This window comes from Photobacterium sp. HL06, from assembly GCF_059552575.1.
Map to the genome: position 1 here is coordinate 2027462 of NZ_CM183915.1, position 21885 is coordinate 2049346.

The 21885-nt window shown below is 47.5% G+C and carries 21 protein-coding genes; 11 read left to right on the top strand and 10 right to left on the bottom strand.

What is annotated here, in order from left to right; genetic code table 11:
• Nucleotides 1–2 precede the first annotated feature (2 nt).
• Complete coding sequence (locus AC51G0_RS26895; RefSeq protein WP_496302627.1) at nt 3–680, bottom strand: hypothetical protein; 678 nt, start codon at nt 678–680, stop codon at nt 3–5.
• Between the two features lie 49 nt (nt 681–729).
• Between AC51G0_RS26895 and AC51G0_RS26900 the strand changes: the two genes are divergently transcribed.
• Complete coding sequence (locus AC51G0_RS26900; RefSeq protein ID WP_496304222.1) at nt 730–1212, top strand: glutathione peroxidase; 483 nt, start codon at nt 730–732, stop codon at nt 1210–1212.
• Between the two features lie 59 nt (nt 1213–1271).
• Here the strand turns inward: AC51G0_RS26900 and AC51G0_RS26905 are convergent, their stop codons facing one another.
• On the bottom strand, nt 1272–2240 hold the full coding sequence (locus AC51G0_RS26905) for a CHAD domain-containing protein (RefSeq protein WP_496302628.1): 969 nt from the start codon (nt 2238–2240) through the stop codon (nt 1272–1274).
• Nucleotides 2241–2553: 313 nt separating this feature from the next.
• On the opposite strand from AC51G0_RS26905, the gene hppD reads away from it, so the two are divergent.
• On the top strand, nt 2554–3630 hold the full coding sequence (hppD, locus tag AC51G0_RS26910) for a 4-hydroxyphenylpyruvate dioxygenase (protein ID WP_496302629.1): 1077 nt from the start codon (nt 2554–2556) through the stop codon (nt 3628–3630).
• A gap of 80 nt (nt 3631–3710) precedes the next feature.
• On the opposite strand, the gene AC51G0_RS26915 is transcribed toward hppD, so the two are convergent.
• Nucleotides 3711–4706, bottom strand: a complete 996-nt coding sequence (locus AC51G0_RS26915; protein ID WP_496302630.1) for a Preprotein translocase subunit SecY — start codon at nt 4704–4706, stop codon at nt 3711–3713.
• Between the two features lie 472 nt (nt 4707–5178).
• Here AC51G0_RS26915 and AC51G0_RS26920 point away from each other — a divergent pair, with 472 nt between their 5' ends.
• The 9 genes from AC51G0_RS26920 to AC51G0_RS26960 all read left to right on the top strand — a co-directional run bounded on the left by AC51G0_RS26920 (nt 5179) and on the right by AC51G0_RS26960 (nt 12838).
• The gene (locus AC51G0_RS26920; RefSeq protein ID WP_496302631.1) at nt 5179–5631 is read left to right on the top strand and encodes an acyl-CoA thioesterase; all 453 of its coding nucleotides are present in this window, start codon (nt 5179–5181) and stop codon (nt 5629–5631) included.
• Between the two features lie 255 nt (nt 5632–5886).
• The gene (locus AC51G0_RS26925; protein ID WP_496302632.1) at nt 5887–6540 is read left to right on the top strand and encodes a hypothetical protein; all 654 of its coding nucleotides are present in this window, start codon (nt 5887–5889) and stop codon (nt 6538–6540) included.
• An 11-nt stretch (nt 6541–6551) separates the two neighbouring features.
• The gene (locus AC51G0_RS26930; RefSeq protein WP_496302633.1) at nt 6552–7250 is read left to right on the top strand and encodes an ABC transporter ATP-binding protein; all 699 of its coding nucleotides are present in this window, start codon (nt 6552–6554) and stop codon (nt 7248–7250) included.
• Nucleotides 7238–8524, top strand: a complete 1287-nt coding sequence (locus AC51G0_RS26935) for an ABC transporter permease (RefSeq protein ID WP_496302634.1) — start codon at nt 7238–7240, stop codon at nt 8522–8524. The genes AC51G0_RS26930 and AC51G0_RS26935 overlap by 13 nt, the downstream gene beginning before the upstream one ends.
• Before the next feature lie 7 nt (nt 8525–8531).
• Nucleotides 8532–9308: an outer membrane lipoprotein-sorting protein gene (locus tag AC51G0_RS26940; protein WP_496304223.1), complete on the top strand. Its 777-nt coding sequence runs from the start codon at nt 8532–8534 to the stop codon at nt 9306–9308.
• Nucleotide 9309: 1 nt separating this feature from the next.
• A complete protein-coding gene (locus AC51G0_RS26945) occupies nt 9310–10584 on the top strand; it encodes a hypothetical protein (protein ID WP_496302635.1) in 1275 nt (424 codons plus the stop codon).
• Entirely contained in the window at nt 10584–11654 is a 1071-nt protein-coding gene (locus AC51G0_RS26950) for a sensor histidine kinase (protein WP_496302636.1), read from the top strand. The genes AC51G0_RS26945 and AC51G0_RS26950 overlap by 1 nt, the downstream gene beginning before the upstream one ends.
• A complete protein-coding gene (locus tag AC51G0_RS26955) occupies nt 11647–12462 on the top strand; it encodes a LytR/AlgR family response regulator transcription factor (RefSeq protein ID WP_496302637.1) in 816 nt (271 codons plus the stop codon). Before AC51G0_RS26950 ends, AC51G0_RS26955 begins: the two co-directional genes overlap by 8 nt.
• A gap of 127 nt (nt 12463–12589) precedes the next feature.
• Nucleotides 12590–12838 (top strand): hypothetical protein, encoded by a 249-nt coding sequence (locus tag AC51G0_RS26960; RefSeq protein WP_496302638.1) that lies wholly within the window; start codon nt 12590–12592, stop codon nt 12836–12838.
• A 192-nt stretch (nt 12839–13030) separates the two neighbouring features.
• Here the strand turns inward: AC51G0_RS26960 and AC51G0_RS26965 are convergent, their stop codons facing one another.
• From AC51G0_RS26965 to AC51G0_RS26995, 7 genes are all read right to left on the bottom strand, one after another.
• The gene (locus AC51G0_RS26965) at nt 13031–14374 is read right to left on the bottom strand and encodes a TldD/PmbA family protein (protein WP_496302639.1); all 1344 of its coding nucleotides are present in this window, start codon (nt 14372–14374) and stop codon (nt 13031–13033) included.
• Nucleotides 14374–15759, bottom strand: a complete 1386-nt coding sequence (locus AC51G0_RS26970; RefSeq protein ID WP_496302640.1) for a TldD/PmbA family protein — start codon at nt 15757–15759, stop codon at nt 14374–14376. The genes AC51G0_RS26965 and AC51G0_RS26970 overlap by 1 nt, the downstream gene beginning before the upstream one ends.
• 131 nt (nt 15760–15890) lie before the next feature.
• Nucleotides 15891–16874, bottom strand: coding sequence for a CobW family GTP-binding protein (locus tag AC51G0_RS26975; RefSeq protein ID WP_496302641.1), 984 nt, complete (start codon nt 16872–16874; stop codon nt 15891–15893).
• Nucleotides 16875–16951: 77 nt separating this feature from the next.
• Nucleotides 16952–19009: an acetoacetate--CoA ligase gene (locus AC51G0_RS26980; protein ID WP_496302642.1), complete on the bottom strand. Its 2058-nt coding sequence runs from the start codon at nt 19007–19009 to the stop codon at nt 16952–16954.
• Between the two features lie 13 nt (nt 19010–19022).
• Complete coding sequence (maiA, locus tag AC51G0_RS26985) at nt 19023–19646, bottom strand: maleylacetoacetate isomerase (protein WP_496302643.1); 624 nt, start codon at nt 19644–19646, stop codon at nt 19023–19025.
• Nucleotides 19647–19656: 10 nt separating this feature from the next.
• Nucleotides 19657–20679, bottom strand: coding sequence for a fumarylacetoacetate hydrolase family protein (locus AC51G0_RS26990; RefSeq protein WP_496302644.1), 1023 nt, complete (start codon nt 20677–20679; stop codon nt 19657–19659).
• A gap of 68 nt (nt 20680–20747) precedes the next feature.
• On the bottom strand, nt 20748–21878 hold the full coding sequence (locus AC51G0_RS26995; protein ID WP_496302645.1) for a homogentisate 1,2-dioxygenase: 1131 nt from the start codon (nt 21876–21878) through the stop codon (nt 20748–20750).
• Nucleotides 21879–21885: the final 7 nt, after the last annotated feature.

The window sequence follows — 21885 nt, forward strand, 5'->3', positions numbered from 1 at the left end:
TATTACTTGCCGAATAAACGTTTCAAAAGATTTTTGACTGTTACGAATAAAGGTGTTGGATTCGCTTTATTGTGCGCACAATCAATACCTATGTAATAGGCTTGCATGAAGCGGGTTCGGAGCTGTTTTATCTCTTCTGTTTGTGAAGCGTCAGGCTGGTTTATATTAAGTAGCTCAGCTGTTTCCTCGGCATGATCGTTAGCATAGCTAAAATCAATACCTGTAAACCCTTGGGCCATAAACCAGAGCAGAGAAATGACGATCAGTTCGTCCTGATTTAAGGCGGTAAATTTTTTCGCATGTTCTGTGCCGACTTTATCGCTGAACATTGCTTTTAGTTCAGAGATTTTTGGCTCAGTAGCTTGATAGGCGTCGAATGCTTGCTGGTGTGATTGCGTTAATAGGCCCAGCACCAAATCTTGAGTCGGTTTATCTGCCCGATGCAGGCACACAGAATCAAAGAACGGTGAGCTGATACTGAGAAATTGCTCAAGCAATGTTAGCTCTTGTTGAGAGAGGGGGAGTGCATTAAGCCCCATTTTTTCGAGTTCTTTGCGAAATTCAGCCATGATGTTGAGGGATAAAGATAAACTTGGAGGCAGTATACGAAAATTGCCGTTTAGATCCACCGCTAAAATTACCGATGAATAGAGTAATAATTCTAATATGATTTGGTACATTGAAAGGTCTACCATGAATCTAGATAGTTTTCGACAATGGAGAATGATGATGGCAATGTTTTATGACCTTTCTGCAAGTACAATCCGTGGCGAGCAAATTTCAATGAATGACTTTGCTGGGAAAGTCGTGTTAGTCGTGAATACTGCCAGTGAGTGTGGTTTTACGCCCCAGTATCAAGGCTTACAGGACCTATACGCAAAGTATAAAGATCAGGGTCTGATCATTTTAGGGTTTCCATGTAACCAGTTTGGTGGTCAGGAGCCGGGGGAAAACGAGCAAATAGCAGAAGCCTGCCAGATTAACTACGGCGTCGATTTTCAAATGTTTGAAAAAGTAGATGTGAACGGGCCAAACAGCCATGAGGTATTCCAATACCTGAAAAAGGCGCTGCCAGGCCTAATTGGGCAAAAAGTAAAATGGAACTTCACTAAATTCCTGATTGGTAGAGATGGCAAGCCACTTAAGCGTTACGCACCGACTAAGAAGCCCGAGTCTATTGAGGGTGATATAGTTAAAGCGCTGAAGGCGTAAATTAATCGCTACAATCAATACGCTGGAGTAAATAAGCCTGTGAGTATCAGGCTTTAACGTTACTTTCCAGGGCTGTATAGCTTCTGGTAACTGTTGGTGTTATCAGGGCTGGTGAAGCATTCAATCTGCTTAATAACCCGTTGTTTTGATTCTGTATGGTGCAGCTCGGTGATGCTTTTTAGATGTGAAATAGCCTTGTAGCGATGACTGGTTGCTTTTTTATTTTTTAAGTAGTTGCTTAAAAAAAGGATTTGGATAGATGAGTCGTTAAACTCACCAAGTTCATCTTGCAGCTGCTTTAGACACTTGATTTGTTCTTTACCGATCTTTGAAGGCAAGATAGGGCTGAAATACTCCAACAGGTAGCGGAGTTTTTTGCAGCTGATCCTAAGCTGGTGAATAGCATCGTCTGGACTACTGTTACTTAGTTTATGGCATAACGCCTGTGCATGGTGGAAGTGTTTCCAGATGATCCCTTTACTAAAGTCTTGGCTGGCAATATGGCCTTCAGCGGTTTGGCTGGTTTCCATTTCTGCCAGTAGCCCTTGAACTAATAGGCATTGCTGTTCATAGCTATCGGTTTTCAGCCATTTCTTGAGTTCTTTGAAAGCCCTTCTGCGCTCGTCCTGTAGTTCATCAAAGAAACAGGTTAACCCCTGGTGGTACTGATGCTCTAAACAGGAGAAGTAATCATCCATTTTGTAGAGGAAAACATCTAGATCCCTGAGTAGGTTGGTTTTTTGCATTAGTGTTTTGAGCTCATTTTTGAGCATGGCTTTTTGCTGGGGATCAAAGAGTGTTTTAAGCAAACTGATCAGTGCCCGACAACGGCGAAGGGCCACTCTATATTGATGGAGAAACTCGCAGTCATCATCACGAATAATTCCTTTTTCATGCCGTCTTGCATGGAGAAACTCGGTGCTGAGAAAATGAAAAGTAGGTAGGTAAATGTCAGTTGAGGTCGACAAAGGTATTTCTGGCTTCTTTCTTTTTGGTAATTTTAGTTGGTCGCGCTTGTTAACGTTCATTCCTTCACCTCTTAACAGATTTTAGCTGCTATAGCAGAGGAGTGACGTATAGGTTTTGAAATTGCCAACTGCGTTGCAAAGATAAAAACAAACACTTAGCCAGTGTGATATGCCGAACTCTTATGAGGTATGCGGCTGCTTTCTTTCCATCAAAATTCAAGTGGCAATCTGACTTTACGAGCCTTGTTTACATGTTGTTAACAAGCTTTTCGCTCAAAATTTCTCATCCTTCCACTGTAATGCTAATCCTATAAGTAAAGCGCCAGATCATTTTGATCATGGTTGCTAATGGCACAAAGTGAGGGCAATACGGATGGGCAAGAAGATTGATAATCCAATGGGAACGGATGGCTTTGAGTTTGTTGAATACACTGCGCCAACCCCGGAGGGTATCGCAAATTTAAAGAACCTGTTTCGCTTGATGGGGTTTGCCGAAGTTGCCAAACATAAGCACAAGGCTGTTTGGTTATACCGCCAGGGTGATATTAACTTTATCGTAAATGGTGAGTCTCATTCTCAAGCTGCTGGGTTTGCTGGCGTACATGGTGCCAGTGTGAATGCCATGGCTTTTCGGGTTGCCGATTCTAGCCAGGCACTTGCTTATGCGGTCAAAAAGGGGGCAACAGCCTGCGCGCCTCAGGCGGGGCCGATGGAGTTAAATATTCCCTCTATTTATGGTATTGGCGAGTCTTTGATTTATCTGGTTGATCGCTATGGTGAGCATGATATTTATGAAATTGACTTCGACTATTACCCTGATTATAAAGATCGGATGACGAAGCTGGACGCTGGGTTAGAAGTGATTGACCACCTAACCCATAACGTGAAGCGCGGTAACATGGATTTGTGGGCAAGTTTTTATGAAAAAATTGCCAATTTCCATGAAATTCGCCACTTCGATATTAAAGGTAAAATGACGGGGCTGTTATCACGGGCGATGACTGCGCCGTGTGGGAAAATTCGTATTCCGATCAATGAATCCAGAGATGACAAATCACAGATTGCAGAATACCTGGATCAGTACAATGGAGAAGGTATTCAGCATATCGCCTTAAGTACAGAGAATATTCTGGCAACAGTGCAAAAACTGAAAGATGGCGGGTTAGCCTTTATGGATACACCTGATACTTACTATGAAGGCATTAACAAGCGTGTCCCCGGGCATCATGAGAATGTTGCTAAGCTCAATGATCTGAAGATCCTGATTGATGGTGACGAGACTGGGATTTTACTGCAGATCTTTACCGATACTGTTATTGGGCCAGTATTCTTTGAGATTATTCAACGGAAAGGGAATCAGGGATTTGGTGAAGGTAATTTTCAGGCGCTGTTTGAGTCGATTGAACTCGACCAGATCCGTCGGGGCGTGTTGGATGCTGAAGAGAAATGATTACCGAACATTTTGAGTGAAAGAAAAAGCCCGCAGTAATTATTTACTCTGCGGGCTTTATCATTTGGTCGCTGAACTGATTAGCTTTCCGTTACGCCATGCCACTGGTAGTGGTTGTTAGGCTTTTTACTAACAATACCTGCTTCAAGTAGTTGCTTGAAGATATCATCAACTTCTTCGCTGCTGATCTTCAGAAAACGGGTGACGGCACGCTTGGTACAGTTAACCTGGTTACTACTTAAGGCATCGATGGCTTTCTCGTAAGGCGTTTTGGGCGTTTCAGGCTCTGTTTCAACGGACTCGCTTGTTTCAATCACGCTGCTATCTTCCATCTGGTTTGTAAGTAGCTCCGGCTCTTTGGGCTCGGTTGCGTCGAATGCATCAATTGTGATTGGGTTGACTCGGCGGAATTGGTTTCTAAAACGAAGCTCTTCACCAATTAATCCGACAAAGAAAGCAGCGAAGAAATCCAATAGTACCGACAGAAAGATTACGAGTCCTAGCTGCGCCGTTTGTGTTTGTACATTGAGTGATTTGGCTAAGCTATCGATAAGGCCAAGTACCGAGCCTTGGTTAACAACAGGCAGGCTGTCGCGCTCTGCTGCCAAAGTCTGCTGTTGCTGGCGAAGTTGATCGTTTGCTTTCTGGATCCTCGCCACACCCGTCGCAATACGTTCCATCTGAATATACTTTTCAGCGGCAACATTATTGAGTTCAATTTGCTTCTCGATGGCCTCGATTTGCATGTTGAAGGTGTTGATTTTGCTCTGTTGAACATTAACGTGACTTTGCGCCTTGTTAGTGGCGCTGTTGATCCCGCCAACTGATCCGCCGATTGAAATAGCGGCGAGCACGGCATAGAACGCAAAGGCAGAAAAGGCTCCGGTATAGTTACGGCGGGCGCGGCGCTCGCCAAATTCATACCAGGCAAAAAACTTCCCGAGTTCAAAGATAACGGCCAAACCGCCAAACAGCAGCTGCATCATTGGATCTTCGTCAATCGACAGGAAGAGCAGCAGCGAGAAAATAATAGAAGCTAAAATAGATGCGCCGGTAAAACTGTATACCGTCCACATCGCGAAAGTCCCTTTTGGGAATCGTACCGGTAAATTGTCGTTGTAAAGCATAAAACAGAGTCTACATTTATGAGCGCAATTGCCCATAATTTAGCTTGTCGGCTAATACCGCCAAGCAATAAAAAAAGGTGGCTAAGGATACCCTAAAATAGGCACTGAGCCCTTATAAAATAAGGCCTTTGATAGTTTTACGACGGAAATTTACACGGAGTTTTCATAACTGGGGAAAACTTCGCCAGTAATAGGGGGGAACAGAAGGCAAGTACGTCATTATCGTGCCACTAGAGGTTGCTTTCTATGTTTAATAAAGTGCTGGCAAGGCTTGATAACCATAGAGAAGAATAGAAGACATCTGTTTTGTGTTGCCATATTGTTAACCCAAGGTTAGATTGAATGCTCTAGGCCGAACTCCATTTTGGAATTTTTGCAGTACTGAGCGGACCGGCAATAATACAAAAAGCAAGGAGCATGCATGAAAGAGTTACTGAAAGGGTACCCAATGATCACTGAAATTCCGGTGGCCTGGGGAGAGATGGATGCGCTTAACCATGTCAATAATGTTGTTTACTTCCGTTATTTTGAAACGGCTCGAATTGACTATTTTCGAGAAGTTTCTCTGATGGAAGAGGTACATAAAACAGGCATAGGCCCGGTACTGAGCGAAGCAAGCAGCCGTTATAAAATACCGGTTACCTATCCTGACACCCTGTATATAGGAAGCCGAGTTTCAGAGCTCAAGGATGACCGCTTTATCATGGAGTATGAAATCGTCAGTAAAAAACTCGGTGCCATAACAACTCAAGGCACGGCAAAGGTGGTGATGTTTAATTTTAAAACCAATCAAAAAGCAAATTTGTCACCTCAGCTTGTCGACAGTATTAAATCGATTGAATCACGAGTATTAACAGAGCAGGAGCTGGCTTAATTTCCTCTATCAACGGTAGCTTGAGCTACCGTTTTTGACTGTTTTCATTGATAGAAAACCCTTCCGCAATTACGACTTACCCCCTCTATTTACTTTCTTATAGCTAGTGTGACAGTTCGGTAGCGTTTTGCCTTGGTTCGCGCTTCAGAATGGCAGTTTGTCGCAATATGAAACACCGTTTAATCCCCTTGTTTACTATCGAAGACAATATCTAAGCAAGTTCTTAGTAAGTTCTAAGCAAGTGGAGAGAATAAAATGAACAAGTTGATAGCTCATAGGTTAAGAGTGGTATTGGTGAGCATGCTCTTATTGACACCTGCGCTCGCACAGGCCAATGCAATAGAAGATATGGTCGGCCTGTATAACCAGGCTGCGGCAGGGGATGAAGCAAAAGTTGACACCGTTTATCAACAACTTGAGAACCTCATAGAGAAGGAAGGTCCCAAGCCATTAACGTTGGCCTATTTAGGGAGTGCAGAAACATTAAAAGGCCGCGATGCCTGGATGCCATGGAATGCGATGAAATATGTTGAGCAGGGGCTGGCCAAAATTGATAAGGGCTTGAATCTACTGGCTGCCAACCCTGTCCCTTTAGAAGAACAACAGATCCTGTTTGGGCTGCATGAAGCCTACCTGACACAAGCGATTTCAGCGTCAACATTTACCCATTTACCAGACATGTTCAACAGCTTCGAACGTGGTTACGACATTTACCTGTCATTGTTGGCGCAGCCGGAATTTGCCAGGGAACCCTTTGCAGCAACGGCCTGGGTGTATACGTACGCAATTAAGGCGGCTATTCGAGCAGAAGATATAGCACAGGCAATAGCCTGGCTGGCTCTGATGGAACAATTTGATGCTAACCATCCGCAAACGCTAAAAGCCACTGCATTACTCGATGAGGCCTAAGGGGGAAGCGTATGATCCGGTTTTCAAGGGTTCAGAAACATTATTTGTTAGGCAACCAAGAAGTTCATGCGTTGAACGGCGTGTCGGGTGTGATAGATAACGGTGAAATGGTCGCGCTATGTGGGCCATCGGGATCAGGGAAAAGTACTTTGCTAAATATCCTTGGCTTGCTGGATATGGAGTATCAAGGTGAGGTGCTATTCGGCTCAAATACATCATCATTGCAGCCTGCGCCACAAGCATCGATGGAGGCGGCAAGGTTTCGTCGCACTCAGCTGGGGTTTATCTTTCAACGGTTCAATCTAGTTCCTGTGATGACGGCGCTGGAAAATGTGGCTTATCCACTACACCTCAATGGCTTTTCCAAGCAAGAGCAACTGCGCAAGGCGCGGAAGATACTGGAAAAGGTAGGTCTTGGAAACTGGCTCTACCACCGCCCGGATCATCTATCGGGAGGCCAGCAGCAACGTGTAGCGATTGCCCGCGCATTAGTGCATCAACCCAGTTTGGTTATTGCTGATGAACCCACAGCCAGCCTGGATAGCCAGACTGCCAATGCAGTAATCGACATCATGAAAGAGCTCGGTCATGAAATAGGAACCACTTTTATTGTTGCTACCCATGATCCACGCATGGCTGAACGTTGTGACCGAAGAATTGCACTATTGGACGGACACATTCAGCAGGAGGAAATGCGATGGGTGAGTTAAATACCGGCAAGTTTGCCGAAAAAGCAATCCCTTATCACTTTAAGCTGGCGTGGCTGAATTTATGGCGAAACGGGCGTCGCAGCATGTTGTCGGTCGTGATCATTGCGATTGCTGTCTTTGCCTTGACCTCAGCTGGCGGCTTTGGGTTGTATACCTATCAATCGCTTCAGGAATCAACCGCGCGTGATATTGGGCACATCACCTTAAGCGTGCCGGGGTATTTTGATAAAGATGAGGAGATGCCGCTTAGTAATGGATTGAATAATACCCGAACCATGATTAACGCGATTATGGATAACGATGAAGTCCGTGCTGTTCAGCCCCGGGTATATTTCACCGGTTTGATCACTAACGGCAATAAGTCCACGATTTTTACCGGCACAGGTGTCAACGATCGTGAGTTTGGCCTCAAAGGCCCGTTTTTGGATATGCGGGAAGGGAAAACGCTCTCTGATATTACTTCACGTCGATATGACCCAATGGAGCCTGAGGTGATGCTAGGGATTGATTTGGCCAAAAATATGAACGTTGGGGTGGGGGATTGGATAACACTGCTGGTCACAACCAGTGAAGGCGCGCTAAATGCTTTTGACTTCAAGGTTCGTGGGCTCTACTCAACGGGCGTCCCTGAATTGGATAAACGTCAGTTATATATCCATATCCAGTCAGCGCAGGAGTTGCTGTTAACAGATAAAGTCAGTACCTTGTCGGTCTTTTTGAATGACACGGTTCAGACCAAACCGATGATGGCGGTTATTAGCAGCCAGGTTGATGCAATGGCGTTGGATCAAGCCATTGCGCTGACGCCTTGGCAAGACCGCGCGTTTTTCTACAACAACGTGAAGAGCTTGTATGACCTTATATTCGGCATTATGGGGCTAGTGATGGGATTGGTCGTGTTTGTTTCCCTGTTTAATACCATGACGATGTCGGTTACCGAACGTACCCGAGAGATAGGTACCCTGTCAGCACTGGGTAGTTACCATAAAGAGATTGTTAGTGGCTTTTTACGCGAGGCTGGGTTATTGGCAGTCATAGGATCTGCTGCTGGCGCCTTGGGCAGTGCGGCAATGAGCCTATTTTTGATGCTGGTTGAAATTAAAATGCCGCCACCACCAGGCTACAACGACGGTTATCCGCTTCATATTTATTTTTCACCTGAGTTAGCACTGTATGCCACAGGCAGTGTACTCGCTATTTGTCTGTTAGCCGCTTATCTCTCAGCTCGTAAAGGGGTCAATAAACCTATTACGGAGGCTTTGTCCTATGTGTAGTTGGCGTATGTGTTACCGAAATAAGATCCAACAGATAATACTTGGTGCTCTGGTGAGTGTCTTGGCCTGCAACGTTAATGCACAACCAGAAAAGTCGGTAGAGGAGATATTACAACGTGCAGATCAGTACCGTCTGGATACTGCTGCTGCCAAAGTGGTGTCTCAGGTTTTGCTGTATGAGAATGGGGAGCTGGACAAAACCCGTCAATATAATGTGTATACCCGGCCTGAACGTGAATCGCTCGTGGTGTTCAAATCACAGGTGGAAGCCGGTCAGAAAATGCTGATGCTAGGTGATAATTATTGGTTATTGATGCCCAAAAGCCGCCGCCCGATCCGGATCACGCCAATGCAAAAACTGTTGGGTGAAGCGTCGGTAGGTGATATCTCGACGTTAACCTGGAGTGAAGATTACCAGGGCAAGTGGGTTCAGGAAATAGAGCTGCAACTACCATTGGCTGAAAGCATGATCGTCAATCAGTTGGAGCTAACGGCAAATACATCAGGTGCTAGTTATCAGCGTATTGAGCTATGGGTAGAACGAGGGAGTGATTTTCCTATCAAAGCTAATCTATACCTCCGCTCAGGTAAAATGGCCAAAGAAGCCTGGTTTACCAAAGGAGTGCGAGAGGCTCGAACCAGTGTTGTTGAGATGACGCTGCTTGACCAAATTCAGCCGAGTAAGAAAACTGTGATTAAGTACCAGGAGATCTCGCCGATGGTGCTGGATGCGAAGTATTACAATCCGGCCTATTTATCGCGAAACAGTGTATCGGGACTTTAGTATGAACTGGGCCACTGTATTGCTGTTAGTGGGTATGTTTGTTCCAAGGTTGGTGTATGCCAGCCTATGGGAAGCGAGTTGGGACTGGATGGTAAGTGCCGAGCACCATGAATCAAGAGACAGCCTGTATTTTCCTGAAGACCATGATAATCAATGGCAAGCGGTGAATGCATTACTGGATGTAGAGCTTCGCTACGACCAGTGGCTCGGTGTGATGGCGATAAAAGGCAATGATCTGTATTCATCGCAACCCGGTGTTGAGAGAGATATGGAATGGGTGATCCGCGAGTTGTTCTGGCAGGGAACAGCCTCGGTGTTGGGGGCTGATTTAGACATCACCCTAGGTAAGGTAAGAGTTGACTGGGGTGTCGGCTATGGTTATCGCCCCCTGGATATCATCAAGCCTTATCGAAGAAACCCGGTTGGGATCCAGGTTGAAGAAGGGGCTGGTGTGGCGGCCGTGTCGTATTTTGATTATGACAGTGAATGGACGCTAATTTATGCCGACTCTTCATGGGTGTCGCAGCAAGGGTATGAGCTGGAGACAAAAAATGAACAGCAAGGGATTGGGGTAAGGCGTTATGGGCTATTGGGAGACAGCGAGTGGCAAGGGATAGCTTACTACGATGATGTCAGGCGTGGTTTGCTTGGTGGCAGTTGGGTAACAGTACTTGATGACGCCTGGGAGTTGCATACCTCTGCTGCGTATCAAAAGGAGTATTTCAGCTTTACACTGCCTGAGTCGTTAATCGAACCTGTACAGCAGGAAAAAAAAGACGATGGGTTACAGGCCTTGATCGGGCTGACATGGGCACATGAATCAGGGCAAAGTGTGGTGCTGGAATATTGGTATGATAGCCGCAGCTGGAGCACAGAACAGTGGCGGCAGGCATACCAACAAGCTCAGCAGCTCAAGGCCAGCAGTATGCCTGATGGGCTGAGATACGCTTATGCCCAGCCTTTTCAGCATGCCAATTTGGTTAGCCATAATATGATGTTTCACTGGACGCTGGATCCGGTTGCCTGGCAACACTGGGATTGGTCACGAAATGTATATTGGCTACACGATCTTACACCGACTTTTGATGTATTGATTTCCCCCCAAGATCGCGGCGTTATTGCAACCCAGTGGTTAACATATTCAGTGGTTGATACTGGTGGCGTGCAATTTGAGGTTGAGGTAGCCGCCCGTTTCTTGACTGGAGACAAGCAATCGGTCTACCGAAACTTACCCGATAAGCGTATGATTTTATTAAATCTGAAAGGACGATATTAATGATGGACGTTAAGTATTCAGGTAATGCTTTTCCTTGGATAAAAAGTGTGGGGATCACCAGTGTATTTTGTTTGGTGATCGCCATTGCCACGTATGTTGTGTGGCCGGACAATTTCTATGATGATCTTATGATCAGTTTTGGCTACGGCTTTAGCGCGATAGCATCAGCACGCTTGCTCAATTATTTTTTCCCGAATATGACTTTCCGCCAAGTCAATATATTATCGGTATCAGCCGCAATGATATTCGGTACTGTGAATGCTTTTTACTGGCTAAGTGATTACAGCGAGTTTCAATCTTTTTCGGCAATGAAGCCAGTTATTTTATTGGCGTTGGTTTTTACCCTTATTTGTTTTTACTATTTCTATTCTTATGAACAAAAACTGATAGTACAACAAGAAATGGAGCAAGCCAGGCGTAAACAATCAGAGCAGGAAAAAGCCTTGGTATTAAGCCAATTACAACAACTGCAAAGCCAAATTGAACCCCATTTCCTATTTAATACATTAGCTAACGCAATTGCCTTGATTGACCAAGATGCGGAAAAAGCCAAGCTGATGCTGGTGCGTTTAACCGATTTGCTTCGTACCAACTTGCATAAAAGCCGTGAAAATGTCACGACGTTGGAAGAAGAGGTGGCACTCATTTCGGCTTACCTGGATATACAGCAGATTCGTTTGGGCGACAGGCTAAGTTATCAGATCAGCAATAATGGGGTGAGCACGCTTCAGTCTATTCCGCCACTATTACTTCAGCCTCTGGTAGAGAATGCTGTCTATTATGGCATTGAGCCCAAAGGGGCAGGTGGCCACATCGATTTGCTAATCGAGGAAAATGAGGGTGAGCTTGTGCTGCAGGTAAAAGACAATGGAAACGGTGTTCAACCGACAATGTCCTCTGGTGGGCATGGCTTAGGGCTGGAAAATATCCGTGTACGGTTGGCTACCTTGTTTGACAACAAAGCCAGCCTGACGATTAAGGAGCCATCAGAAGGGGGTGTTACCGCCATAATCAAATTGCCGAAAGCACAATTGAGTGCGCTGTTAGATCAAGGAGAAAAGGATGGGTGAGTTCGCCAAGGCCGTGATAGCGGATGATGAACCAATTCTTCGCCACCACCTAAGCCGCGCGCTGGCAGAAGTGTGGCCAGAACTTGATATAGCCGCTGCAGCAGGAAACGGTATTGAAGCGCTAGAAGCGATTAGGACTCACCAGCCGGATGTTGTTTTTCTTGATATTCGAATGCCTGAACTTGATGGGATGGCGGTAGCAAACGCACTGTCGAAGTTAGAAAAAGCGCCGCATATTGTATTTACTACCGCTTACCGAGAGTATGCCATCAATGCCTTCGAGCAAAATGCGCTTGATTACCTGTTAAAACCGCTTTCGGAACAACGGTTAGAGCAAGCATGCGATAAGGTGAAAGCCCGCCTGGCAGAGAGTGCAGACCGATATGCGGTACAGGGCCAGTATAATCATGAACAGCTTGGAAGTTTGATTCAGCAAATCAATCAGCTGTCACAGCCGAAGCCTGTTGAATATTTGAATTGGGTTAAAGCAAGCAAGGGGGATGATATCTATATTATTTCAGTATCAGATATCCTCTATTTTAAAGCTGAGGACAAGTATATCTCTGTCTTTAAGAAAAACGATGATGCCCCCAATGGTGCTGATGAATATATTATTCGCAGTGCGCTAAAAGGACTGATTCAACAGCTAAACCCTGATTTGTTCTGGCAGATCCACCGCTCAACCATAGTGAACGTTTCTGCTATCGATAAAGTACATAAAGACTTTACAGGTAGATTTTCGGTATTGATCGGCGGGTATAAACTGCCTGTTAGCCGCAGCGCACAATCTCTTTTTAAGGGGTTCTGAGAAGGCCTATCTCAGGGCGATGAGAGAGCTCTCGGTAGTGAATTGAGCAAAATCAGGTAATTAACCTGATTGAGACAACGGATCCGTCGTTCCTCGCTATACTTTGGTTAGTACAAAGGGAGTGGGTATGTTTATTGCGATCAAACATGAAATCACTGATCCGGAGCTATTTTGGCAAAAAGCCAGCGGTGCATTAACGCACCCGCCTGCTGGCATGCGGCTTCATTCAACCATGGTCAGTGAACAGCAACAAATGTGTCAATGTATGTGGGAAGCGGAATCGATAGATAGCGTAAGGGATTTTCTGGAGCCGGAATTGGCGGAATCAAGTGTGAATACTTATTATCAGATAGATCCGGATAAAGCGATCGGTTAAGCACTTGAGGAGGCGAGGGCGCTGCGCTTCGGGAAGCGAGAAAAAGCGAGAGCTGTTGTTGACTCTCGCTTTTTGCTTTTATCATTTGCGACGCTTCACGCTTCACGCTTCACGCTTCACGCTTCACGCTTCACGCTTCACGCTTCACGCTTCACGCTTCACGCTTCACGCTTCACGCTTCACGCTTCCGTCTTATTTTCCCGCAATACTCAGCTTATTAAAGCGGATCTGAGGAGCAAAGAAATCACGCTCGTAGTCGTGAGTTAGTGTATTGCCAACGGCATCAATTTCTTTCAGTAGCTGATAGAAGTTTCCGGCAACGGTAATACCACGGACAGGCTGGATACGCTTGCCATCGCGGCAGAGGAAGCCGCTGGCACCAAACGAGAAATCGCCGCTGACGGCATCTGCGCCTGAATGGACGCCCTGCAGTTCAACAAGCTCTAAGTATTCTCCGGCGGTGATTTCTGCTTCAGAGCTAGTGCCGGTGGCAATTACAGTGTGGCGTGAAGATACCCCCAGGCCGCCTTTCGCTGAGCGTGAGGCATTGGCGGTATTGTCGATACCAAAGAAGCTGGCCGTGTGGCTGTTGTGCAGCAGGCTTTGCAGCTGGCCTTCGCCGATCAAAATAGTGTCCCGAGTTGCGTAGCCTTCGCTGTCGAATGCTTTAATGGCCGAGCCACCCTCAATGAACGCCGTATCAGATACTGTTAGCAGCGGGCTGGCAACCTGTTTATGCAGGGCATCACGCCATGGGTTGATACCTTTCATTGCCGACTGGCCCGAGAAGCACATACCGAATGCACCAAACAGGCTGCTTAGGCAACTCAGATCAAAGATCACTGAGTAGCTACCTGTCGCTATCGGTGTTCCATCGAGCAGTGCCTTGGCAATATCATAGCCGTGGTTGATACAGTAGCTAGGGTCAAGTTCATCGAAACGTCGGCCTGATGACATACCGCCGTGCATCGACTGTTTGTCGTCTTGCTCGTACAGGGTGTAGGCGTAGCAGTAGGTTGAACGTTCCTGGTGCTGGCACAAGGTACCCTGGGTATTGGCAAGAATGACTTGGCTGTCTGATTCGCCAAACCCGTTGTAAGGTGCTGCTTTGGCGTGAGGCTTAGCAACAACGCCACTTTCCAGAGCCAGGGCCAGCTCAATTTTGTCATCAACGTTGGCATCGTCTTGCTGATAGATTTCAGCCACATCGGTTGTCAGCTGGCTGTTCACGCAGCTGATCGTCTGATGTTCGTCCTGCTTGGTGTACAAAGCATTTTGCAGTGCCTGTTCAACCATGGTATCTAGGCTAGCAGGCTCTAGTGATTCTGAGTAGCAGGTCGCGATGCGTTGATCTTTGATCACGCGAACCCCGATGACTTGCCCTGAGGTTACCTTGTATTCATCAAGCTCGCCGGCATTGGCTTTTAGCGAGAAGTTATTGCTGCAGTTGGCAATAACATCGGCTTCGGCTCCTGCAGCGTTCACACGATCCAGAACCTGATCAATTGCTTGTTGAAGTTTGTTTTGATCTGCCATTAGTTGCCACCTCCCACTAGAATATTGTCGACTTTCAGTGCTGCCTGTCCCACGGTTGTAGGAACAGAGCCACTGACAGAGCCACACATACCGGCTGCCAATTCAAAGTCTTTACCGATCATACTGATCTCTTTCAGTACTTTTGGCCCGGTGCTGATCAAGGTGGCCGATTTTAACGGCTTGGTGATCTGGCCGTTTTCGATTAGGTAAGCTTCCTGTACGGCAAAGTTAAATTCTCCCGTGCCTGGCTGGACAGAGCCGCCGCCCATTTTCTTGGCGTAGATACCACGTTCAACACTGTTGACCATTTCATCTAGCGAGCTGTCACCAGCTTCGATAAAGGTATTGCGCATGCGAGATGTTGGCGCGTATTTGTAGGATTCCCGGCGTCCTGAGCCTGTTGGTGTATAGCCAGTTTTCAGGGAGCCCATATGATCAACCATAAAGCTGGTGAGCTTACCGTCTTTGATCAGCTGGGTGCGCTGGGTTTCCATGCCTTCGTCATCAATATTGATTGAACCCCATTCGTTGGTCATGGTGCCGTCATCAACGGCATTGACGATAGGGTTGGCAATCATCTCGCCCATTTTGTCGTGGAAGACAGAGGCTTTCTTGGCAACAGATGTGGTCTCTAGCAGGTGACCACAAGCTTCGTGGAAGATCACGCCGCCAAAACCGTTACCGATGATGACAGGCATTTCCCCTGATGGGCAGTTGTCGGCAAACAGCTTAACCATTGCTTGCTTGGCAACATGCTGGCCTAGCTCGCGAGCATCCAGGTTAGTATTGAACTCCCAGCCTGTCAGCGCCCCCGGTGCTTCAAAACCGGTAGATTGTTCACTGCCGTTTTGGGCAATGGCTGTAGCGGCTACGCGGGTATAGTGACGGGTATCGCCAATATGCAGGCCAGTGGAGTTGAAGATCTCAATTTGCTGCTCACGTTGCAGGATACGGCCAATAAACTGAGAGATTTTTTCATCTTCGCCGCGGGCAGCGTGGTCGGTTTCTCTTAAGAAGGCAATCTTGGCCTCAAGGTTGGCACCCTGGTCTAGTGGCTGCTGGCACTGGTGCTTGTTGGTGTAACGGCTGAGGTTCAGGGCTGCTGCATTGGCAATCTGGTCACGCTTGTCTTTGGCTGCCAGTAGGCCTGTGACGCGCTTGAGCTCTTCTTCATCGGTACTGTTGGTGTAGCCGTATAACACTTTATGGCCGAAGAACAGACGGATACCGATACCGAAGTCGATACCTGAGTTCACTTTATCAATGTCGCCGGAGATGAGTTCAACGGAACTGGACTGGTGATGCTCAACAAAGAGTTCAGCAAAATCAGCACCAAGAAATAGCGCATGATCTATGACTGCTTTCGCAGTAGCAGGGTTTAGCATAGTTGCTCCTTGCTTGTGATTAGGTCCATTGTTAAATGGGTCTTCTCAATGGACAAATTAGCTCTGTTCGACTGTATCTTTATCTTCAATACACATTATTAGCATGAAATTCAGAAGATTGAGCCGTTAAATTACGATTGTGTGGTGGTCAAAGAGCACAGGATTTGCTCAAGTTCATTCCAAGGCAATGCTTCTTTGTCGATCACTTCTATACGAGACTCGAAGCCTTCCAGTGATAGCTCGTTAACCGAAACGACCTGGTTTACCACATTGAAGGCATAACAGCCGCGCTCTGTATTGACGACGGCTTTCACGCGCTGGGCATTAACAGTGGAGAGCAGGGTAAACAGCTTGGAAAAGTCGAAGATTTGATCCGCTGCAAAGAACCAACCGCAGCTGCGGTAGCCCTGGCCGCTGTTCTCTTTGCGGGCAAAAATTTCGCCTGGTGCCAGTTCAAATTCCTCAAGTGGCGCTGCATTACCATGACCGTGGTGGTGATGGCTGTGCTCGGCCTGGCGCTCAATTCGCTCAATCGCTAACCAATCGAGCTCTAGCTGACCTTGCTCTACTTTACCTATGGCAGCTTTTGCCGGGTTGCATTGCTCAGCGAAGGTTTCAAACGCACGGATATCATCAGCCGTACATTCGTCTATCTTGTTGGCAACAACCACGTCAGCCAGTGCCAGTTGGTCCTGGAAGTTTTGGTTATCGGTATACTGGGTATCTGCAAAATGGCGAGGGTCGACTACCGTGATGGTTGCCTTCAGGTCGATATAGTTGCGATAGCTATCAGAAGTTAGCTTGGTAATCACTTCTTTCGGGTGACCAAGGCCGGTAGGTTCAAGCAGCAACCTGTCAGGTTTTTGCGCTAGCAGGGCATTGATGCCAACAGACATCGGCAAACCCGCCACGCAGCACATGCACCCGCCCGGGACTTCCTTCACGATTGCACCTTGTTGATCCAAAATCGCGCCATCAACGCCGACATTGCCGAATTCGTTGATCAGAATTGCCCATTTTTCATTGTCTGGCTTACGTGCCAGCAGGGAAAGAATGGAAGTCGTTTTCCCGGCACCTAAAAAGCCGGTGATGATGTTGGTCGGAATGCGCTTCATGTGGGTAACAGTTCTCCTTGTAGCCTGATGAAGGCATGATATCACTCAATAAAGCTACACGAGCCGGATCAGCCAACTTATTTCGGTACATCTTGCAGTTCCGGATGATTTTTATACTGTTCGAGTGCTTGTGGGTTTGCCAGGGCACCCACATTCTTGACAGGCTGGTGGTGAACTATGTTACGAACGGCCAGTTCAACCAGCTTGCCCGATTTGGTGCGGGGGATATCGTTGACTGCCAGAATGACTGACGGAACATGGCGTGGTGAGCAGTGGCTCTTAATTCGTTTGCAAATGGTTGCTTTCAACTCATCACTCAGTTCATGGTCTTTTGCGAGCTGGACAAAGAGCACGACACGTACATCATTATGCCAGTTCTGACCAATTACGACGGAATCGACAACTTCCTTGAGCGGATTAACCTGGCGATAGATCTCTGCCGTGCCGATCCTAACCCCACCTGGATTAAGTACGGCGTCGGATCGGCCGTAGAATGTCATCCCGCCAGTTTCACTAAGCTCGACAAAGTCGCCATGGTGCCAGGTATTGGGGAAGGTATTCCAATATGCCTTGTGATAGCGGCTGCCGTCTGGATCGCTCCAAAAGCCAATCGGCTGGTTGGGAAAGCTGTTGCAACAAACCAGTTCGCCTTGTTGCTGGAACAGGGATTGGCCGCCATCATCGAATACTTGCACATCCATGCCAAGCGCACGGCCTTGGCATTCGCCGCGATAGACCGGGTTGAGCGGGTTGCCGATGGCAAAACAGCCGCAAATATCGGTTCCGCCAGAAATGGAGGCCAGCTGTAAATCAGGTTTGATTGAGCTATAGACATAGTCAAACTGCTCGGGTGCTAACACAGAGCCTGTCGAGCACAAGGTGTTGAGCTCTGATAAAGTATGGCTTGATGCGGGTTGATAGCCTTGTTTTTCCAACGCTTCGAGATATTTAGCCGACGTACCAAATACGTTAACCGACTCTTGGTCAGCCATATCCCATAACACATTGCCGTCTGGGTAGAATGGTGAACCGTCATAGATCACCAGGCTGGCTCCCGAGGCTAAACCACTTACCATCCAGTTCCACATCATCCAGCCACAGGTAGTGAAATAAAACAGCCGATTCCCGGATTTTAGATTCGTGTGCAGTTGATGCTCTTTTAGGTGGTTGAGCAAGATCCCACCGGTGCTGTGGACGATGCACTTGGGCTGACCCGTTGTACCTGATGAATAGAGGATATAAAGCGGGTGGTTAAACGGAACCTGAGTAAAACAAAGAGGTTGGGGGGAATACTGCTCAAGAATGTCAGGCCAGAATGACGTCGTAATATGGTGTTGCTGGTTGAGCTGCTCGGTAAAATTCGTGTCCACCTCTATACCCGCATAGGGGATCACGAGTAGCTGTTCGACGCTGGGGAGATGGGCCAGCATAGAACTGACTTTCCCAAGGCAGTTATGGGTTTTTCCGTTATAAAAGTAGCCATCGGCACAGAGTAATAGCTTGGGCTCTGTCTGGCCAAATCGTTCTACTACGCTATCAACGCCAAAATCCGGTGATGTCGATGTCCATATTGCACCGAGCGAAGCGGTAGCCAGCATGGCGACAATCGCTTGGGGAATATTAGGGATATAAGCGGCAACCACATCACCTTGCTTTGCTCCGTTATCAGCTAGAAAGGCTGCAACTTGCGAGGTTTGGCGGTAAAGCTGTTGCCAGCTAATATGCTGGCGGCGTTCAGGGTTTCCTTCGCAATGGAAGATGATGGCATCTGCAGCAGCGTGCCGATCCCAGTTTTTGAGCAGGTTTTCGGCAAAGTTGAGGGTGGCATTGGGAAACCATTGGGTTTCTTTGACCGGAAGTTTGCTGCGCGGGGGGCGAAAGGTTACTGGGTTGTGCTTCTCTCCCTGGACCTGGCAGAAATCCCAAATCAGTTCCCAGAATTCCTCACTATGCTCGACAGTCCAGTGATGGAGCTGGTTGTAATCATGAAACAAGGTATTCTTTTTTTCGCTCAGTTCGACCATGAACTGGTACAGCAGGCTATCATGAATACGATCTTTTTCAGGCATCCACATCATTTGAGGCCGAGGTGTCGCACTTGCCTGAAAAGCCAGGTTATCACTGTTATCTGTCATCGCTTATTCCTTGCTAATTCTGGGCATCCGGGTGTGCACTAACAAAAGCATCTAGTTGCATGCAGCGTTGTTCAATGCGTAGCAGGGTTGGGTAAGGTCCAACATCAAAATCAAATCGCCGGGCATTATAGAGCTGTGGGAGCAGGCAAATATCAGCCATCGTTGGCGTATCGCCACAACAGTACTGGTTGGGGCTGCTGCTGAGCAAAGATTCCAGAGTTTGAAACCCTCGGCTAAGCCAATGGTGATACCAAATCATTTTTTCATTTTGGTTTGTTCCAAACTCACTATTAAGGTAGTTCAGTACTCGCAGATTGTTCAATGGGTGAATATCGCAGGCAATGGCGAGTGATATTTCCCGGCATTTGGCTTTATCCCAGGGTGAGCTCGGAAGAATTGAGGGTTCGGGGTAGCACTCTTCCAGATATTCCATGATGGCAATTGATTGTCCGAGTATCCCCTTTTCTGTCTGCAGGCTCGGTACCAGAGCGCTTGGGTTAAGGGTGGTGTAACCGGCGCTGTATTGTTCATTATCCAGCAGTGAAACCGGGCATTGATCATAGCTTAGCCCTTTCAGATTAAGCGCAATTCGTACCCGGTATGAGGCGGAAGAGCGGTAATAGTCAAATAGCTTCATTGTTTCCCACTCATGCTGGTTTGTGATGATTTAAGTCTTCATCATGATAGCGGTGATCATAACGCACTACTTTTTGCTCAATTGCTCCAAATATTGACTGGCCGTTATCATCAAGCATCTCAATTTTGACTGTGTCGCCAAAGCGCATGAAAGGGGTTTGGGCAACACCGTTGTCAATCACTTCCAGCATTCGACGTTCAGCCAGGCAGCAGGAGCCACTGGATCGGTCTTTGTTTGAGACCGTACCTGAACCGATAATGGTTCCGGCAGTCAGCCGACGGCTTTTGGCGACATGCTGTACTAGTTCGGCAAAATTGAAGGTCATGTCGGTACCTGCATGGGGCTGGCCAAACAAGGTGCCATTGTAATGGACGGTCAGGCGATGATGGACTTTGTAGTCATGCCAGCTATCACCGAGCTCATCAGGTGTTATTGCAACCGGAGAGAAAGCCGAAGCCGGTTTGGACTGGAAGAAGCCAAAGCCCTTCGCCAGTTCTGCAGGGATCAGATTACGCAGCGATACATCATTGACCAGCATCAGTAACTTGATGTGGCCATGTACTTCCTCGGTCCGGGCGCCCATCTCGACATCATTGGTGACGATGGCAATCTCAGCTTCAAAATCGATGCCCCAATTCTCATCGCTAACTTCAATATCCTGTGTTGGGGTGAGGAAACCGTCAGACATTCCTTGGTAGATCAGCGGATCAGTCCAGAAGCTTTCGGGCATTTCAGCGCCGCGGGCTTTACGCACCAGCTCGACGTGATTGACATAGGCACTGCCGTCTGCCCATTGATAAGCCCGAGGCAGAGGAGAAGCGCAGAGTGCCGGGTTGAAAGGGAACACGTCATGTGCGACGCCGTCATTGAGGTTCCGGTACAGGTGCTGCAGGTCACCTTCTACTTGCTCCCAGTTGTCGAGGGCAAATTGTAGGGTAGGAGCAATGTCATGCGCATGTACCGCCTGGGTTAAATCGCGAGAGACAATCACCAGTTGTCCGTCACGACCATGATTTAAAGAAGCTAGTTTCACTCTCGACTCCTTATTTACAATGTAAATGTTTTAGCGGTTTAGTCGTTACTATCAAGGTCCCGGGTGGCTTATTTTTTGTTCAACCATGAATAAACATAGTCTTTATTTTCAACACCTTCAGGTAAATCTGCCATTTCTAGCGGCCAACGAGTGTCGATCATCACGGCGACTTCATCAGTTTCTTGCTTCGGATTCGCCATGCTAGTGGCCAATGCCTTCGGGTGCGGCCCATGGGAGAAACCACAAGGATGGTGGGTGATCATGCCAGCTTCGATGTTGTCCCGGCTGAAGAAGTTACCTCTGTGGTAGAACAGCACTTCGTCGTAATCATCATTGTTGTGATAGAAAGGGACTTTCAGCGCGTTGGGATCGCTTTCGATTGGACGAGGCACGAAAGTACATATTACAAAACCATCGGCGACAAAGGTGGTATGTGCGGAGGGGGGCAGATGGTACCTGTGGCTCATCAGTGGCCGGATATCACGCCAGTTTAATTTGAAAACGGTTAGGTTTCCCTTCCAGCCTTGTGCATCAAGGGGGTTAAACGGATAGGTGATGGTGTTGAGTTGGTTACGGGCTTTAAGTAGGACTTGCCATTGCTGGTCGCTATGTTGCTGAGCCAAAAAGGCATTATCAATTCGTGCATACTCCAAAATGGCGGGGTCGTAAACGGCGTGTTGGCCAACTAGCCCGCGCTCTGCCATCTGATAACCGCTGTTTGTGGCTTCAATCAGCAACAGTGAGACAGGTTCTTCAACTTCAATTCGCCAGCTGGTTGCACGGGGGATCACAATATAGTCACCGTCACGAAACGAGAGGTGGCCATAATCACAATACAGCTGACCGCTACCTTGGTGGATAAAAAGGACTTCGTCCCCGTCACCGTTTCGGACCAGGTGATCCATGCTTTGTTGGCTGTTCCACACCCTCATTTTTAGGTTGTTATTGTGCAGTATCAGCGACGCATCCCAAGGCGTTTGCCCTTGTTGTTCTAGTTTGGTGGTATCGATGGCTCGGGGGCGTAGCGAACCTTCCCACTGGGTCCACCCAGTCGGCGGGTTGGCATGATACATATGGCTGGCCGGACCAAAAAAACCTTCCTTGCCACATTCACGCTCAAATGTTCCTTCGGGTAAATCACAGTGTGCCTGACGGGAGGCCTTTCCCTCAATGATTGGAAACTGAAACCAGTGCCTCATTGCTCTG

Excerpts from the sequence above, each read along its gene's own strand:
- AC51G0_RS26895 (WP_496302627.1), bottom strand. The coding sequence starts at position 680 with ATGTACCAAATCATATTAGAATTATTACTCTATTCATCGGTAATTTTA.
- AC51G0_RS26900 (WP_496304222.1), top strand. The coding sequence starts at position 730 with ATGGCAATGTTTTATGACCTTTCTGCAAGTACAATCCGTGGCGAGCAA.
- AC51G0_RS26905 (WP_496302628.1), bottom strand. The coding sequence starts at position 2,240 with ATGAACGTTAACAAGCGCGACCAACTAAAATTACCAAAAAGAAAGAAG.
- hppD (WP_496302629.1), top strand. The coding sequence starts at position 2,554 with ATGGGCAAGAAGATTGATAATCCAATGGGAACGGATGGCTTTGAGTTT.
- AC51G0_RS26915 (WP_496302630.1), bottom strand. The coding sequence starts at position 4,706 with ATGTGGACGGTATACAGTTTTACCGGCGCATCTATTTTAGCTTCTATT.
- AC51G0_RS26920 (WP_496302631.1), top strand. The coding sequence starts at position 5,179 with ATGAAAGAGTTACTGAAAGGGTACCCAATGATCACTGAAATTCCGGTG.
- AC51G0_RS26925 (WP_496302632.1), top strand. The coding sequence starts at position 5,887 with ATGAACAAGTTGATAGCTCATAGGTTAAGAGTGGTATTGGTGAGCATG.
- AC51G0_RS26930 (WP_496302633.1), top strand. The coding sequence starts at position 6,552 with ATGATCCGGTTTTCAAGGGTTCAGAAACATTATTTGTTAGGCAACCAA.
- AC51G0_RS26935 (WP_496302634.1), top strand. The coding sequence starts at position 7,238 with ATGGGTGAGTTAAATACCGGCAAGTTTGCCGAAAAAGCAATCCCTTAT.
- AC51G0_RS26940 (WP_496304223.1), top strand. The coding sequence starts at position 8,532 with ATGTGTTACCGAAATAAGATCCAACAGATAATACTTGGTGCTCTGGTG.
- AC51G0_RS26945 (WP_496302635.1), top strand. The coding sequence starts at position 9,310 with ATGAACTGGGCCACTGTATTGCTGTTAGTGGGTATGTTTGTTCCAAGG.
- AC51G0_RS26950 (WP_496302636.1), top strand. The coding sequence starts at position 10,584 with ATGATGGACGTTAAGTATTCAGGTAATGCTTTTCCTTGGATAAAAAGT.
- AC51G0_RS26955 (WP_496302637.1), top strand. The coding sequence starts at position 11,647 with ATGGGTGAGTTCGCCAAGGCCGTGATAGCGGATGATGAACCAATTCTT.
- AC51G0_RS26960 (WP_496302638.1), top strand. The coding sequence starts at position 12,590 with ATGTTTATTGCGATCAAACATGAAATCACTGATCCGGAGCTATTTTGG.
- AC51G0_RS26965 (WP_496302639.1), bottom strand. The coding sequence starts at position 14,374 with ATGGCAGATCAAAACAAACTTCAACAAGCAATTGATCAGGTTCTGGAT.
- AC51G0_RS26970 (WP_496302640.1), bottom strand. The coding sequence starts at position 15,759 with ATGCTAAACCCTGCTACTGCGAAAGCAGTCATAGATCATGCGCTATTT.
- AC51G0_RS26975 (WP_496302641.1), bottom strand. The coding sequence starts at position 16,874 with ATGAAGCGCATTCCGACCAACATCATCACCGGCTTTTTAGGTGCCGGG.
- AC51G0_RS26980 (WP_496302642.1), bottom strand. The coding sequence starts at position 19,009 with ATGACAGATAACAGTGATAACCTGGCTTTTCAGGCAAGTGCGACACCT.
- maiA (WP_496302643.1), bottom strand. The coding sequence starts at position 19,646 with ATGAAGCTATTTGACTATTACCGCTCTTCCGCCTCATACCGGGTACGA.
- AC51G0_RS26995 (WP_496302645.1), bottom strand. The coding sequence starts at position 21,878 with ATGAGGCACTGGTTTCAGTTTCCAATCATTGAGGGAAAGGCCTCCCGT.